This window comes from Prosthecodimorpha hirschii, from assembly GCF_001305515.1.
Lineage (GTDB): Bacteria > Pseudomonadota > Alphaproteobacteria > Rhizobiales > Ancalomicrobiaceae > Prosthecodimorpha > Prosthecodimorpha hirschii.
This window is the reverse complement of sequence record NZ_LJYW01000001.1, coordinates 3,104,826-3,118,359: the sequence shown is the minus strand read 5'-3', so window position 1 is coordinate 3,118,359 and position 13,534 is coordinate 3,104,826. Positions and strand designations below refer to the sequence as shown.

The window sequence follows — 13,534 nt, the reverse complement described above, 5'->3', positions numbered from 1 at the left end:
GCAACGATCGACCGCCTGGGAAGGCTCAGGACGGCCCTTCGAGGGTCGATCCGACCCGAAATACCGGCCACCCGAAACGCCCGCCCAGGACTCCCGCAAGGGCCTTGCCGCGCCGGCGGGTCTCGACGCCCGTCCGCACCATCCCGATCGCGTCTCTATACACCCGGAACGCGGTGAAAGAGAGAATACCGCACCGAAACGGGTATCCGCTCCCGGAGCCGACCGGCCGTTCCAAAACCTGCCGGCCCGGAGGGCGTGATCGCCGCGGCGCCCCGAACGCCGGTCCGGCCTAACCGGCCACGCTGTCCTCGATCGCCGCCATGTCGTCGTCGGAGAGACCGAAGTGATGGCCGATCTCGTGGATCAGCACATGCGCGACGATATGGCCGAGCGTCTCCTCGTGCTCGGCCCAATAGTCGAGGATTGGGCGGCGGTAGAGCCAGACCTGGTTCGGCAGCTGGCCGGTGAAGGGGGTCGAGGACCCCTGCGCGAGGCCGACGCCCTGGAACAGGCCGAGCAGGTCGAAGGGCGATTCCAGATCGAGCGCGTCGAGCGCCTCGTCGTCGGGGAAATCGGCGATGCGGATCAGGATGTCGCCGGTCAGGCCGCGGAACTCTGCCGGCAGGCCGTCATAGGCCTGGCGTGCGAGCGCCTCGAAATCCTCCAGCGACGGCGCCGTCCGCTGCAGCCAGTCTGAAAGGCTCATCGGCGCCTCAACTCGATGATGTCGAACATCGATTCGTACTTCGGCGACGGCAGTTCCAGCCGCAGCCGGGTCGACGAGACCCGCACCAGCACGCCGACCTCGTCGCGATCGGGGTCGGTGCCGTAGGGCTTCGGCCCCTTCTCGTAGCCGTACCAGGACGCGCCGGCATAGCCGAGCCGGTCGCGGTCATACGGATAGAGCATGCCGGAGGTCCGCTGCGACCCGGTGATCTTCTCGAACTTCAATCCGCCGCCCGGCAGGGCCGTGATGCGGCATTCGAAATCCGGATAGACGACGAGCGGCAGGAGATCGCCCTGCGCGCCGATCTTGGCGGTCCGGCAGCGCCAGCGGCCGGGCAGGGTCTCGATCCCGATCGGGCCGGCATCGCCCTCCAGCACCTTGGCGAGTACCTCGCGATCGGCCGCCGCACCCCGCTCGGCATCCTGGATCGCCTCGGCACGCACCGCGTCGAAGCGGTCGAGCCTCGCGCGGTCGGCCTCGGTCAACTGCGCCGGGAAGCCGTCATAGGCCTGCGCCGCGGTCAAAGGCAGGAAGGCGAACAGGCCGGCAAGGACAAGACGGCGCATGGCTCTCCCCGTCAATATAATCACGACATCACATAGGTACGGACGAGGTGAATGAGAAGCACCACGAAGGCCACGACCGCCAGGCCGCGCCCGATCCGCCGGCCCCAGACCTCGACGCGGTCTTCTGCGGGTGCGTCGGTTCCGGCGAAATGACCCTTCAGCCGATCCGCCGCCGCCCCGATGGCGCTCTCGCCGACGGTCTCCGTTTCACGTGAGACACGCTTCAGCGTCGCCTCGGCCTCGCGCCGGCGTCTGGCTTCCTCCTGCTGGCGATGATCCATCGGCCTCCCCTTCGCGCGCCGGCCCGTCGGCGATCCCGCCCCACCCTGCCCGATCGTCCGGTGCGATCAAAGGGGTCATCGAACCGATGCCCAGCGCCGCCCGACGCGCGCGCTCGCGGCAATGGCGGCCGGCACCGCCCTGCCGACGGCAGGACGCGAACCCGATCAGCCGTTCTTCAGCCGCCGGCAGACTTCGTCCAGCTGCTCGACCGAGCGATACTTGATCTTCAGCGAGCCCGTGCCGTTGTCCTTGTGGTCGATCGCCACCGGCACGCCGAGCAGGTCGGTCAGGGTCTTCTCCAGCATCAGGGTATCGGCATCCTTGCCCGGCTTCAGCCCCTTCTGCTCGGGCGCCTCCGGCAGCTTGGGCGACTGCGCCAGGGCTTCCGCGTCACGGACCGTCAGACCCTTCTCGACGATCCGATCCGCCAGCCCGGCCGGGTCCTCGGCGCTGACCAGCGCGCGCGCATGGCCGGCCGTGAGACGCCCCTCGCGCAGATGGTCTTTGACCGATTCCGGCAGCTTCAGGAGCCGCAGCGTGTTGGCGACATGGCTGCGGCTCTTGCCGATCACCTGGCCGAGATCCTGCTGGGTATAGCCGAACTCGGCGATCAGCTGCTCGTAGCCGAAGGCCTCCTCGATCGCGTTCAGGTCGGCGCGCTGGACATTCTCGATGATGGCGAGTTCGAGCGCCTCCTTGTCGGAGACGTCCTGCACGATCACCGGGACCTCGTGCAGGCCGGCCTTCTGCGCCGCCCGCCAGCGCCGCTCGCCGGCGATGATCTCGAACGCGTTGGCCTGCGCCTTGACCGGACGCACCAGGATCGGCTGGACGATGCCCTTCTCCCGGACCGAGACCGCAAGATCGGCGAGTTCGGCCTCGGCGAAGGAGCGGCGCGGGTTGCGCGGATTGGGGCGCACGAACTCGATCGGCACCCGCCGCGAACCGCTGCGCTCGACCGGCGCCGCATCCGGCTCCGCGATATCGCCCAACAGGGCCGCGAGGCCGCGCCCGAGCCGCCGCTTCTCTTCCGCCATGATCCGTCTCCGCAGCCCGGTTCGAATTCCGCCGTCAGGCCGCTTCGGCGCGCAGGCGCCGTTCGCGCTGAATGATCTCGGAGGCCAGCCGCAGATAGGCCTGGCTGCCGGTGCATTTGAGGTCGTAGAGCAGCGCCGGCTTGCCGTAGGACGGCGCCTCGGAGACGCGCACATTGCGCGGGATCACCGTCTCGTAGACCGTCTCGCCCATATGCTGGCGCACGTCGGCGACGACCTGGCCGGAGAGATTGTTGCGCGCATCGAACATGGTCAGCACGATGCCGTGGATGGTCAGTTCCGGATTGAGCGAGGTCTTGACCTGCTCGACCGTGCTCAGGAGCTGCGACAGACCTTCGAGCGCGAAGAACTCGCACTGCAGCGGCACCAGCACCGAATGCGAGGCCGACATGGCGTTGATGGTCAGAAGGTTCAGCGACGGCGGACAATCGACCAGCACGTAGCTGAACTGCGGCAGGGCCTCGGTCGAGGCCGCATAGCGGGCAATGGCCTCGCGCAGGCGAAAAGCCCGGTTGGACGAGGCGGCGATTTCCAGCTCGACGCCGAGCAGGTCGAGCGTCGAGGGCGCCACCCAGAGCCGCGGCACGGCCGTCTCGACGACCACGTCGCCGAGCCCGGCCTCCCCGACCAGAACATCGTAGGTCGAGCGCTTGCGGCTGCGCCGGTCGATGCCGAGACCGGTCGAGGCGTTGCCCTGCGGATCGAGATCGACGATCAGCACATTCTCGCCGATCGCCGCCAGGGCGGTACCGAGATTGATCGCGGTCGTCGTCTTGCCGACGCCGCCCTTCTGGTTGGCGAGCGCGAGGACGCGGGGAGATTTCGTCAACATGGTCATCGGCCAGCTCCCGAGAGAGGCTTCGGCGACATCCCGCTGATCAGGATGAGTCGTCCCGCCGGATCGATCCGACTGGGCCGTTCTACCACGTCCAGATCCCAAGATTGAGTAGCGTCGGCCAGCTCGGACGCAAAATCTTGTCCCTTGTGGAAAAGCGCGCGCACTCCGGGCCGCATCAGCGGGTGCACCATGCGGCAGAGCTCGACGAGCGGGGCGAGCGCCCGGGCGGAGAGCCCCTCGACGGCCCCGGCGAGGCCCGGCAGGACCGTTTCGATGCGGTCGGCATGGACTTCAGCCGGCGCACCCGTCTCCCGCGCCACGGTGCGCAGGAAGGCCGCCTTGCCCTTGTTGCTCTCGACCAGATGTACGATCGCCCCCGGCCGCCCGGCCAAGCAGATCGCCGTGACCAAGCCCGGAAAGCCCGCGCCCGAGCCGATATCGGCCCAGCGCAACACGTCCGGCAGCGCGGCATGGACCTGCAGCGAATCCGCCACGTGGCGCGACCAGACCTTCGGCAGGGTCGCCGGGGCGACCAGATTCTGGCTCTTCTGCCACTTCGCCAACAGGGCGACATAGACCGCCAGCCGCTCGCATGTTTCACGTGGAACCGGCATCACGGCGTCCAGCGCCGCGTCCGTCTCCGGCAAGGTCGGGCTCATTTCGCTTCCGAATCGGTTGGTTCGCAGGATCAGTCTACGCCGCCGATCCCGCCGCCGCAGCCTTGCGGACATGCGCCAGAATGAGGGTCAGGGCTGCCGGCGTGACACCCTCGATACGAGCCGCCTGGGCGAGCGTCGTCGGACGGGCTTCGATCAGCCGCTGCCGGCACTCGTTGGAGAGCCCGGCGAGCCCCTCATAGGCGAAGCCGTCCGGGATGGCGACCGCCTCGTCGCGGCGCAGGGCCTCGATATCGGTGCGCTGGCGATCGAGATAGACCGCATAGGCGGCATCGATTTCGAGCTGTTCGGCGATCGACGGCGCGATTGAGCCGAATTCCGGCCAGACCACGGCGAGCCGCTCGACGGTCACATCCGGATAGGCGAGCAGGTCGAAGGCGCTACGCCGGACGCCGTCCTGGTTGACGGCGATGCCGTGACGGGCCGCTTCCGACGGGGTCAGCGTCAGGGCACGCGCCAGGCCGCGCGCCGCGTCGAGCGCCGCGAGCCGATCCCGGAACCGCGCCGCGCGCTCCGGGCCGACCAGCCCCCAGGCGAGACCGGCGGGCGTCAGCCGCTGGTCGGCATTGTCGGCCCGGAGCGTCAGCCGGTATTCGGCGCGCGAGGTGAACATCCGATAGGGCTCGGTGATGCCGCGCGTGACCAGATCGTCGATCATCACGCCGAGATAGCCCTCGTCGCGGCCGATGGTCTGCCCCTGCCCGCCCCCGGCGACCAGCGCCGCATTGAGGCCGGCCAGCAGGCCCTGCGCGCCGGCCTCCTCGTAGCCGGTCGTGCCGTTGATCTGGCCGGCCAGGAACAGGCCGAGCATGCGCTTGGTCTCCAGCGTCGGCCGCAACTCGCGCGGATCGACATGGTCATATTCGATCGCATAGCCCGGCCGTACCATCACGACCCGCTCCAGGCCCGGGATGGTCTTCAGGAGGGCCGCCTGGGCATCCTCGGGCAGGGAGGTCGAGATGCCGTTCGGATAGACGGTCGGGTCGTCGAGCCCCTCCGGCTCCAGGAAGATCTGATGGCCCTCGCGGTCGCCGAAGCGCACGATCTTGTCCTCGATCGAGGGACAGTAGCGCGGGCCGCGCCCCTGGATCTGGCCGCCGTAGAGCGCCGAGCGGGTCAGATTGGCCCGGATCACCGCATGGGTTTCCGGCGTGGTCCGGGTGATGCCGCACTCGACCTGCGCATTGGGCAGGCGATCGGTCAGCATCGAGAAGGGCTCGGGCGTCGCGTCGCCGGGCTGCATCTCGACCGCCGACCAGTCGATGGTGCGCCCATCGAGCCGCGCCGGGGTGCCTGTCTTCAGACGGCCGAGCGTGAAGCCGATCCGCTCGAAGGCCGCCGACAGGCCGAGCGCCGGCGCCTCGTCGACCCGGCCGGCCGGGACGCGCCGGTCGCCGATATGGATCATCCCGCGCAGGAAGGTTCCGGTGGTGACCACCGCCGCACCGCAGCCGATCAGGCGGCCGTCGGCCAGACGGACACCGGCCAGGCGGGCACCGGTCAGGCGGCCACCGGTCAGGCGAGGACTGGCCGGATCGTCACCGGCCAGATGGGCACCGGCGAGCCCGCCGGAGGCGATCGCTAGGTCGTCGGCCTCGCCCTCGACCACGGTCAGATTCGGCGTCGCCCGCACGGCCTCCTGGACCGCGGCGGCATAGAGCTTGCGGTCGGCCTGCGCCCGCGGCCCGCGCACGGCCGGGCCCTTGCGCCGGTTGAGGACCCGAAACTGGATGCCGCCGAGATCGGCCGCACGGCCCATGACGCCGTCGAGCGCATCGATCTCGCGCACCAGATGGCCCTTGCCGAGACCGCCGATGGCCGGATTGCACGACATGGCGCCGATCGTGGCGAAGCGATGCGTGACCAGGATGGTAGCGGCGCCCATGCGCGCGGCCGCGGTCGCCGCCTCGACGCCGGCATGGCCGCCGCCGATCACCACCACATCGCAGGTCAGGTCGCTGGTCATCGGTACATCCATCGGAGACAGTCGGCGGACAGGGTCAGGCCCCGGGGCGGTAGAAGCCCGCGAGATCCGGGCGCCGCGACGCGACGCCGCCGCACCGGTGCCGAAGCCCGGAGGTTCGGTGCGCCCGCCCGGCCATGCCATAGCGGATCCGGGGCGCGGGTTGAAGCGTCACGATCATCACGGAACCGATTCGGATCCGAATCGAGTGTTTCACGTGGAACATTCGTTTCGGATCGGGAACGATCACTTGCCAATGCAGAACTGGCCGAAGATCACGTCGAGCAGATCCTCGACGCCGACCCGCCCCGTGATGCGACCGATTGCATCGCCGGCCGCCCGCAGGTCCTCGGCACGCAGTTCCAGCGGCAGGGTATCGAAGCTCAAGGCCCGGCGAAGCCCGTCCGCCGCCGCCGTCAGCGCCTCGCGATGCCGGGCCCGCGTGATCAGGGGGTCCTCGCCGCGCCCGAGCGCGACGCCGGCGCGGGCAACGATCTCGGCGCGCAGCCGGTCGAGCCCCTCCCCCGTCGCCGCCGAGACGGGCAGGCCCATCCCGGCGCCGGCTCTGTCGCCGCCCCTGTCGCCGCCACCGGCCGGGCCCCAGCCAAGCGCGCCGCTGCCGTCGCCCTCCGCCGGCGGCACGCCGGCGGACCTGTCGTCAGGCCGACCGGCAGTCAGATCGCATTTGGTCCGCAGCACCAGGAGCGGCACGCCGGAGGCCGGGCGCTCCGGCTCGACCGGCGCATCGGCGGGCGACAGCCACAGCACCAGATCGGCCGCGGCCGCCCGCTCGCGGGCGCGCCGGATGCCCTCCTGCTCGACCCGACCCGCCGCATCGCGCAGGCCGGCGGAATCGACCAGGATCACCGGCAGGCCGTCGAGATCGAGCCGCACCTCGATCAGGTCGCGGGTCGTGCCGGGTTCCTCGGTGACGATCGCCGCATCGCGGCGGGCGAGCGCGTTGAGCAGGCTCGACTTGCCGGCATTGGGCGGACCGGTCAGCACCACCTCGTAGCCGCGTCGCAGCCGCTCGCCGCGACCGGCATCCGCCAGGGCGGTCTCGATCTCGGCCAGCAGCGCCGCCGCCTCCGACCAGACCGCATCGCTGACCGAGCCGGGCACATCGTCCTCGTCGGGAAAATCGAGCTCGGCCTCGATCAGCGCCCGCATCGTCACGATGCGGGTGCGCCAGGCCTCCGCCTGCCGCGACAGCGCCCCACCCGACTGCCGGATCGCCTGCCGCCGCTGGGCCTCTGTTTCCGCCGCGACCAGATCGGCAAGACCCTCCGCCTCGGCCAGATCGATCCGTCCGGCCAGAAAGGCCCGCCGGGTGAACTCGCCCGGTTCCGCAGCGCGCAACCGCGGCAGATCGGCCAGACGGGCCAAGAGCGCGGCGACCACGGCCGGGCCGCCATGGACCTGGAACTCGGCCATGTCCTCGCCGGTGAAACTCGCCGGGCCGGGCAGCCAGAGGACCAGACCGCGGTCGATCACCGACCCGTCCCCGGCGCGCAACGTCCTCAACGCCGCGCGGCGCGGCTCGGGCCATTGGCCGACCAGCGCCGTCACGGCCGCTCCACTCTCCGGTCCGCTTAGGCGCACGACCGCCACCCCGCTCGGCAGGGCACCGCTCGACAGCGCAAAGATGGTCTCGTCACGGCGGCTCACGGATGCCTGCTCCTTCCACGCGCGCACGCCCCGCCGGATCGGGCCATCGGCCAGGCCTGCCGCGACCGGCGATCCGCAGGACTGCACCCAAGCCTCCCCTGCCCTCCGCCATGCTGCAGACCCTACCCGGCGGTGATCCCGAAGCGCCGATATCCGACGACGCCTGCCACCGTGTCGGGTCGATCCCGCTTTCGATCGGCCGTGCCGGTTGCCACGATTGCCATACGGGGCACATGAGGCTCTTGGATGGCCCGGAGAGCACCACCGTGATGGCCCGTCCCTTCCCCGCCATCAAGACCGATCGCGACGGATGATCCGCCGTCGACATGCCCGCGGCCGCAACCGGCGCCGAGCGATCGGTCGAACCGCCGCCGACGGAACCTCCGGTACCGGCCTCGGCAGCCGATCCGTCCGGCAAGTGTCCCACCCTCTCGCAGTGTTGGCCCACCCGGCGACCTCTCGGCAGCAAGCCTCGAGGGCGCCTTCGTTGTCGAGGCAGATCGCCGACGCGACCGACCGGCGATCCGGGACCCCGGCCAGCAGAGGCCCCATCCGTTCCGGACCCGAAGACCTCGCGGGCGGCCAAGCAACGGGCTTCACCGCTCATGAAAACGCCGCCTCGGGAGACCCGGGCGGCATTCTCGTCCGTTGCGGCGCGGCGCTCGGGAGGCGCTGTGCCATGTGGTTCGGTCGACCTTGAACCCGGAGACGGCGAGACCGTCAGGTGTTCATCGAGTCGAAGAAGTCCGCATTGGTCTTGGTCTGGCGCAGCTTATCGAGCAGGAACTCGATCGCGTCGACGGTGCCCATCGGGGTCAGGATGCGCCGGAGCACGTAGGTCTTCTTGAGCACGTCGGCGGGAACCAGCAGTTCCTCCTTGCGGGTACCGGAGCGCGTGATGTCCATCGACGGGAAGGTGCGCTTGTCGGCAACCTTGCGGTCGAGGATCAGTTCCGAGTTGCCGGTGCCCTTGAACTCTTCGAAGATGACTTCGTCCATGCGGCTGCCGGTATCGATCAGGGCCGTCGCGATGATGGTCAGCGAGCCGCCCTCTTCGATGTTGCGCGCCGCACCGAAGAAGCGCTTCGGGCGCTGCAGCGCGTTGGCGTCGACGCCGCCGGTCAGCACCTTGCCGGAGGACGGCACCACGGTGTTGTAGGCGCGGCCGAGGCGGGTGATCGAATCCAGCAGGATGACCACGTCGCGGCCATGCTCGACCAGGCGCTTGGCCTTCTCGATGACCATCTCGGCGACCTGGACATGGCGCACGGCCGGCTCGTCGAAGGTCGAGGACACCACCTCGCCCTTCACGGTGCGCTGCATGTCGGTGACTTCCTCGGGCCGCTCGTCGATCAGCAGCACGATGAGGTAGCAGTCCGGATGATTGGTGGTGATCGACCGGGCGATGTTCTGCAGCAGCACCGTCTTGCCGGTGCGCGGCGGCGCGACGATCAGCGCGCGCTGGCCCTTGCCGAGCGGGGCGACGATGTCGATCACGCGGGACGACATGTCCTTGCCGACCGGCTCGTCCATCTCCATCCGGAAGCGCTCGTCGGGATAGAGCGGCGTCAGATTGTCGAAATGGACCTTGTGGCGCGCCTTGTCCGGATCCTCGAAATTGATCGAGTTGACCTTCAGCAGGGCGAAGTAGCGTTCGCCTTCCTTCGGGCTGCGGATGTGGCCCTCGACCGTGTCGCCGGTGCGCAGCGAGAAGCGGCGGATCTGCGACGGCGAGACATAGATGTCATCGGGACCCGGCAGATAGTTCGCATCGGGCGATCGCAGAAAGCCGAAGCCGTCCAGCAGGACTTCGACGACGCCTTCGCCGATGATTTCGACTTCCTGGGCGGCCAGTTGCTTCAGGATTGCGAACATCAGCTCCTGCTTGCGCATGGTGCTGGCGTTTTCGACTTCGAGCTCCTCGGCAAAGGCAAGAAGCTCGGTCGGCGACTTCGATTTAAGATCCTGAAGCTTCAACTGCTGCATCGGCGGGAGTCTTTCGGGGGCGGTGAGCATTGCGACCGATCGTTTCGGAAAGCAGGTCCGCTCGTCTGACGTTCCGGTCGGTGATGGGCGGACGCGGAAGCGGGACGAGTACGCGGATGCGGACGGGAAAAGGCGGGCGGGGCGATATCCGGTCGATGGACGACCCCGATCGGATGATGATCCTGAGGGGTCCGCCGGGGCGGCGCAAGGCGCGCCACGCTCCGTCCGCGTGGGCTGGGCGGAAGGAATTTAGTCCGGCGCGAGGATTCGAACAAGCCCCCTGCGCCGAGGAAAAGCATCCGGCCGGATCCGGACTCCGCGCCAGCGCTCCCGACGAACGGGCGGGCTCAGAACGGCTTGACGATGACCAGCACGACGATGCCGATCATCAGGAGCGCCGGCACCTCGTTGAGGACGCGCCAGGTCCTTTCGCTGTAGCGGTTGCGGTCCTCCGCGAAAGCCCGGACCGAGGCCGACAGATGGCCGTGCACGCCCGAAAGCAGCAGCACGAGGGCGAGCTTGCCGTGCAGCCAGCCGCCGCGAAAGCCGAACACCGACCAGGCCATCCACAATCCGGTCACCCAGGCGATGATCATCGCCGGATTGAGGATGATGCGCAGCAGGCGCTGCTCCATCCCCTTCAGCAGGACCGATTCCGGCGAGCCGACCGCGACGCTGCAATGGTTCACGAACAGGCGCGGCAGATAGAGCATGCCGGCCATCCAGGAGATGATCGCGACGACATGCAGCGACTTGATCCAAAGATAGCCCTGCGCCGGCGTCACCGCGATGATCACGGCCAGGATCGAGACGGTCACCCCGATGGCGATGGCGGCACGGACGGCCGGGGAGGCCCCACGCTGCCGATAGACAGAATTCATCGATTCACCTCCGCGCCGCCCGGACGCGCTCGACCAGCCGGCCGACCATGGCCGGATCGGCGTCCGGCGTGATGCCATGGCCGAGATTGAAGATCAGCCGCCCGCCACCCAGCGTTTCTAGGATCCGGTCGACGCCTTCGTCGAGTGTCTTGCCGCCCATGATGACCCTGAGCGGGTCGAGATTGCCCTGCACGGCGATGCGCGGCTGCAGCACGTCGCGGGCGTAGCCGAGCGGCACGGTCCAATCCAGCCCGACCGCGTTGACGCCGGTCCGCGCCGCGAAATCGGGCAGCGAGGCCGCTGCCCCCTTCGGGAAGCCGATCACCCTGGCACCCGGCACCAGCGCACGCAGCCCGGCGACGATGCGCCGGGTCGGCTCGATCACCCAGCGATCGAATTCCGCCTCGTCGAGCACCCCCGCCCAGGTGTCGAAGATCTGGACCGCATCGGCGCCGCTCGCCATCTGGCGCGCCAGATAGGCGATCGAGGCCTCGACCAGGATGTCGATCAGCCGGGCGAAGCCGTCCGGATCGCTCAGCGCGGCCCGGCGGGCGGGCGCCTGGTCGGGCGTGCCCCGCCCGGCGATCATGTAGGTGGCGACCGTCCAGGGGGCCCCGCAGAAGCCGAGCAACGTCGTCTCGCCCGGCAGGCCGGCCCGGATGCGCTCGACCGCCTCGAAGACCGGGGCCAGATGGTCGAGAACCCGGCTCGGATCGAGCCGACCGACCTCGCCGAGATCGAGCGGATCGAGCCGTGGCCCCTCGCCTTCCGCGAAGCGCACGGGCTGGCCGAGCGCATCCGGAATGACCAGGATGTCGGAGAACAGGATCGCCGCATCGAAGCCGTAGCGCCGGATCGGCTGCAGGGTCACCTCGGTCGCCATCTTCGGCGAATAGCAAAGGTCCAGGAAGCCGCCGGCCTCGGCTCGGGTCGCCCGGTACTCGGGCAGATACCGGCCTGCCTGCCGCATCACCCAGATCGGCGGGGGGAAGACGGTCTCGCCGTCGAGCACCCGTATCAGCTTGCGCTCTTTCCGGCTCGCGTCCTGATCCACAGCCTTCCCCTTCTACCCTTTGATTCACGAAGTGATTGTTTTGACTCTATGAAGGTGGATTACCGGGATCGGCCGTCCTCCACAATGACTCACGTGAAACGCCACAGGCCGTTGCCGCGGGGTGTTGCGGTGCGGTAGAATTATCCACGGCCTGCGCGTTAACCATTCGTTTACCGCGGTAAACAAGGGATTAACGATCGTTAGCGGAGGTCTCCCGCTGTGGATAGAGAGTCCATCATCGCAGCGGATCGGATCCCTTGCCCACCGATCGGCAAAAGCCGGCTTGGAAACACCTGCGGCCAAGGTCCCTGTTGATCGTTTCCGCCTGAGGGGTATGACTGGCCGGTCGAGACGCGATCCGGCGGGGTTTTCCACGGATCGGCCGCGGGCTGGGGAAAACTCCGTGCAGAAGGTCACCAACTACTTCCATCTCCACCTGGTTTCGGATTCCACGGGCGAGACTTTGATCACCGTCGCCCGGGCTGCGGCCGCCCAGTACGATTCCATCGAGGCGATCGAGCACGTCCATCCGTTGGTGCGCAACGACCGGCAGCTGGACCGTGCCCTGATCGAGATCGAGGCTTCGCCGGGCATCGTCCTCTACACGCTGGTCAATGCCGACCTCGCCCAACGCCTGGAGCGCTTCTGCCGCGATCAGGGCGCGCCCTGCGTGTCGGTGCTGTCGCCCGTCCATGACGTGTTCCGCACCTATCTGAACGTCGCCCAGACCTACAAGGCCGGTGCCCAGCATGAGCTCGACGCCTCCTATTTCCGGCGCATCGACGCGCTCAACTTCACCCTCGTCCATGACGACGGCCAGCTGGCCGAGGATGCCGACGATGCCGACGTGGTCGTGATCGGCGTCTCGCGCACCTCCAAGACGCCGACCTCGATCTATCTGGCCAATCGCGGCGTCAAGGTGGCCAACATCCCCTTCGTCCCCGGCGTTCCGATCCCGGAATCGGTCTTCGCCGCGACACGGCCGCTGATCGTCGGCCTGGTGGCGAGCCCCGAGCGGATCGCCCAGATCCGCGAGAACCGGGTCCTGTCGCTCGGCAGCCGGGCCTTCGACACCAGCTATGTCGACCGGCAGGCGATCGCCCAGGAAATCGCCCAGATGCGCCGGCTCTGCGCCGACAACGGCTGGCCGCTGATCGACGTGACCCGTCGCTCTATTGAAGAGACCGCGGCCGGCATCATCGCGCTGCAGCGCGACCGCAAGGGGCCGCTCGCGTGACCGGCATGCGTCTCGTCCTCGCCTCCAAGAGCGCAACCCGCATCGAGTTGCTGACCCGCGCCGGCGTCGCCTTCGATGTCGAAGGCGCCGGGATCGACGAACGGGATGTCGAAGCCCCACTTCGCAGCGGCGGGGCCAATCCGGCGACGATCGCCAGCCATCTTGCGGACGCCAAGGCGCTGGCCGTGTCGCGCCGCCGTCCGGCCGACCTGGTGCTCGGGGCCGACCAGACGCTCGGGCTCGGGCAGGAGCTCTTCGTCAAGGCCGACGACCGGGTTGCTGCCGAAGCCCAGATCGCGCGTCTCGCCGGGCGGACCCACCAGCTCCATGCCGCGCTGTCGCTCGCCGTCGGCGGCCATGTGGTCTGGCGGCACCTGTCCTCCGCCAGTCTGACCGTCCGGCCGCTGTCGCCGGCAGCGATCGGTCGCTATCTCGATACCGTCGGCGATGCCGTGCTGGGCAGCGTCGGCTGCTATCAGCTTGAGGGGCTCGGCATCCGGCTTTTCGACCGGATCGAAGGCGACTATTTCACCATCCTGGGGCTGCCGCTGCTGCCGCTCCTCGCCGAACTCAGAGCCCGGGGCCTGATCGATCCATGAC

The 13,534-nt window shown here is 68.9% G+C and carries 13 protein-coding genes; 2 read left to right on the top strand and 11 right to left on the bottom strand.

What is annotated here, in order from left to right; all coding sequences use genetic code 11:
• Window positions 1-289 precede the first annotated feature (289 nt).
• From ABB55_RS13605 to hemE, 11 genes are all read right to left on the bottom strand, one after another.
• Complete coding sequence (locus ABB55_RS13605) at window positions 290-706, bottom strand: metallopeptidase family protein (RefSeq protein WP_054359287.1); 417 nt, start codon at window positions 704-706, stop codon at window positions 290-292.
• The gene (locus tag ABB55_RS13600) at window positions 703-1,293 is read right to left on the bottom strand and encodes a DUF4893 domain-containing protein (protein WP_054359286.1); all 591 of its coding nucleotides are present in this window, start codon (window positions 1,291-1,293) and stop codon (window positions 703-705) included. Before ABB55_RS13600 ends, ABB55_RS13605 begins: the two co-directional genes overlap by 4 nt.
• Before the next feature lie 20 nt (window positions 1,294-1,313).
• On the bottom strand, window positions 1,314-1,574 hold the full coding sequence (locus ABB55_RS13595; RefSeq protein WP_054359285.1) for a hypothetical protein: 261 nt from the start codon (window positions 1,572-1,574) through the stop codon (window positions 1,314-1,316).
• 165 nt (window positions 1,575-1,739) lie between these two features.
• Entirely contained in the window at window positions 1,740-2,612 is an 873-nt protein-coding gene (locus ABB55_RS13590) for a ParB/RepB/Spo0J family partition protein (RefSeq protein ID WP_054359284.1), read from the bottom strand.
• 34 nt (window positions 2,613-2,646) lie between these two features.
• Window positions 2,647-3,468, bottom strand: a complete 822-nt coding sequence (locus ABB55_RS13585; protein WP_054359283.1) for a ParA family protein — start codon at window positions 3,466-3,468, stop codon at window positions 2,647-2,649.
• A complete protein-coding gene (locus ABB55_RS13580) occupies window positions 3,465-4,127 on the bottom strand; it encodes a 16S rRNA (guanine(527)-N(7))-methyltransferase RsmG (RefSeq protein WP_083463601.1) in 663 nt (220 codons plus the stop codon). The genes ABB55_RS13585 and ABB55_RS13580 overlap by 4 nt, the downstream gene beginning before the upstream one ends.
• A 34-nt stretch (window positions 4,128-4,161) precedes the next feature.
• On the bottom strand, window positions 4,162-6,111 hold the full coding sequence (gene mnmG / locus ABB55_RS13575) for a tRNA uridine-5-carboxymethylaminomethyl(34) synthesis enzyme MnmG (protein ID WP_054359282.1): 1,950 nt from the start codon (window positions 6,109-6,111) through the stop codon (window positions 4,162-4,164).
• A 243-nt stretch (window positions 6,112-6,354) separates the two neighbouring features.
• Complete coding sequence (mnmE, locus tag ABB55_RS13565) at window positions 6,355-7,776, bottom strand: tRNA uridine-5-carboxymethylaminomethyl(34) synthesis GTPase MnmE (protein WP_054362046.1); 1,422 nt, start codon at window positions 7,774-7,776, stop codon at window positions 6,355-6,357.
• Window positions 7,777-8,496: 720 nt separating this feature from the next.
• Window positions 8,497-9,762 carry a transcription termination factor Rho gene (gene rho / locus ABB55_RS13555; RefSeq protein WP_054362045.1) on the bottom strand — a complete coding sequence of 422 codons (1,266 nt, stop codon included), beginning with the start codon at window positions 9,760-9,762 and terminating at the stop codon, window positions 8,497-8,499.
• Window positions 9,763-10,109: 347 nt separating this feature from the next.
• Complete coding sequence (hemJ, locus tag ABB55_RS13550) at window positions 10,110-10,643, bottom strand: protoporphyrinogen oxidase HemJ (protein WP_054359279.1); 534 nt, start codon at window positions 10,641-10,643, stop codon at window positions 10,110-10,112.
• A 4-nt stretch (window positions 10,644-10,647) separates the two neighbouring features.
• Window positions 10,648-11,697, bottom strand: a complete 1,050-nt coding sequence (gene hemE / locus ABB55_RS13545) for a uroporphyrinogen decarboxylase (protein ID WP_054359278.1) — start codon at window positions 11,695-11,697, stop codon at window positions 10,648-10,650.
• Between the two features lie 403 nt (window positions 11,698-12,100).
• Here hemE and ABB55_RS13540 point away from each other — a divergent pair, with 403 nt between their 5' ends.
• Together ABB55_RS13540 and ABB55_RS13535 are read left to right on the top strand one after the other, a co-directional pair.
• Window positions 12,101-12,934 (top strand): pyruvate, water dikinase regulatory protein, encoded by an 834-nt coding sequence (locus ABB55_RS13540; RefSeq protein WP_054359277.1) that lies wholly within the window; start codon window positions 12,101-12,103, stop codon window positions 12,932-12,934.
• A 5-nt stretch (window positions 12,935-12,939) separates the two neighbouring features.
• On the top strand, window positions 12,940-13,533 hold the full coding sequence (locus ABB55_RS13535) for a Maf family protein (RefSeq protein WP_054362044.1): 594 nt from the start codon (window positions 12,940-12,942) through the stop codon (window positions 13,531-13,533).
• Window position 13,534 lies beyond the last annotated feature (1 nt).

Excerpts from the sequence above, each read along its gene's own strand:
- ABB55_RS13605 (WP_054359287.1), bottom strand. The coding sequence starts at position 706 with ATGAGCCTTTCAGACTGGCTGCAGCGGACGGCGCCGTCGCTGGAGGAT.
- ABB55_RS13600 (WP_054359286.1), bottom strand. The coding sequence starts at position 1,293 with ATGCGCCGTCTTGTCCTTGCCGGCCTGTTCGCCTTCCTGCCTTTGACC.
- ABB55_RS13595 (WP_054359285.1), bottom strand. The coding sequence starts at position 1,574 with ATGGATCATCGCCAGCAGGAGGAAGCCAGACGCCGGCGCGAGGCCGAG.
- ABB55_RS13590 (WP_054359284.1), bottom strand. The coding sequence starts at position 2,612 with ATGGCGGAAGAGAAGCGGCGGCTCGGGCGCGGCCTCGCGGCCCTGTTG.
- ABB55_RS13585 (WP_054359283.1), bottom strand. The coding sequence starts at position 3,468 with ATGACCATGTTGACGAAATCTCCCCGCGTCCTCGCGCTCGCCAACCAG.
- ABB55_RS13580 (WP_083463601.1), bottom strand. The coding sequence starts at position 4,127 with ATGAGCCCGACCTTGCCGGAGACGGACGCGGCGCTGGACGCCGTGATG.
- mnmG (WP_054359282.1), bottom strand. The coding sequence starts at position 6,111 with ATGACCAGCGACCTGACCTGCGATGTGGTGGTGATCGGCGGCGGCCAT.
- rho (WP_054362045.1), bottom strand. The coding sequence starts at position 9,762 with ATGCAGCAGTTGAAGCTTCAGGATCTTAAATCGAAGTCGCCGACCGAG.
- hemJ (WP_054359279.1), bottom strand. The coding sequence starts at position 10,643 with ATGAATTCTGTCTATCGGCAGCGTGGGGCCTCCCCGGCCGTCCGTGCC.
- ABB55_RS13535 (WP_054362044.1), top strand. The coding sequence starts at position 12,940 with ATGCGTCTCGTCCTCGCCTCCAAGAGCGCAACCCGCATCGAGTTGCTG.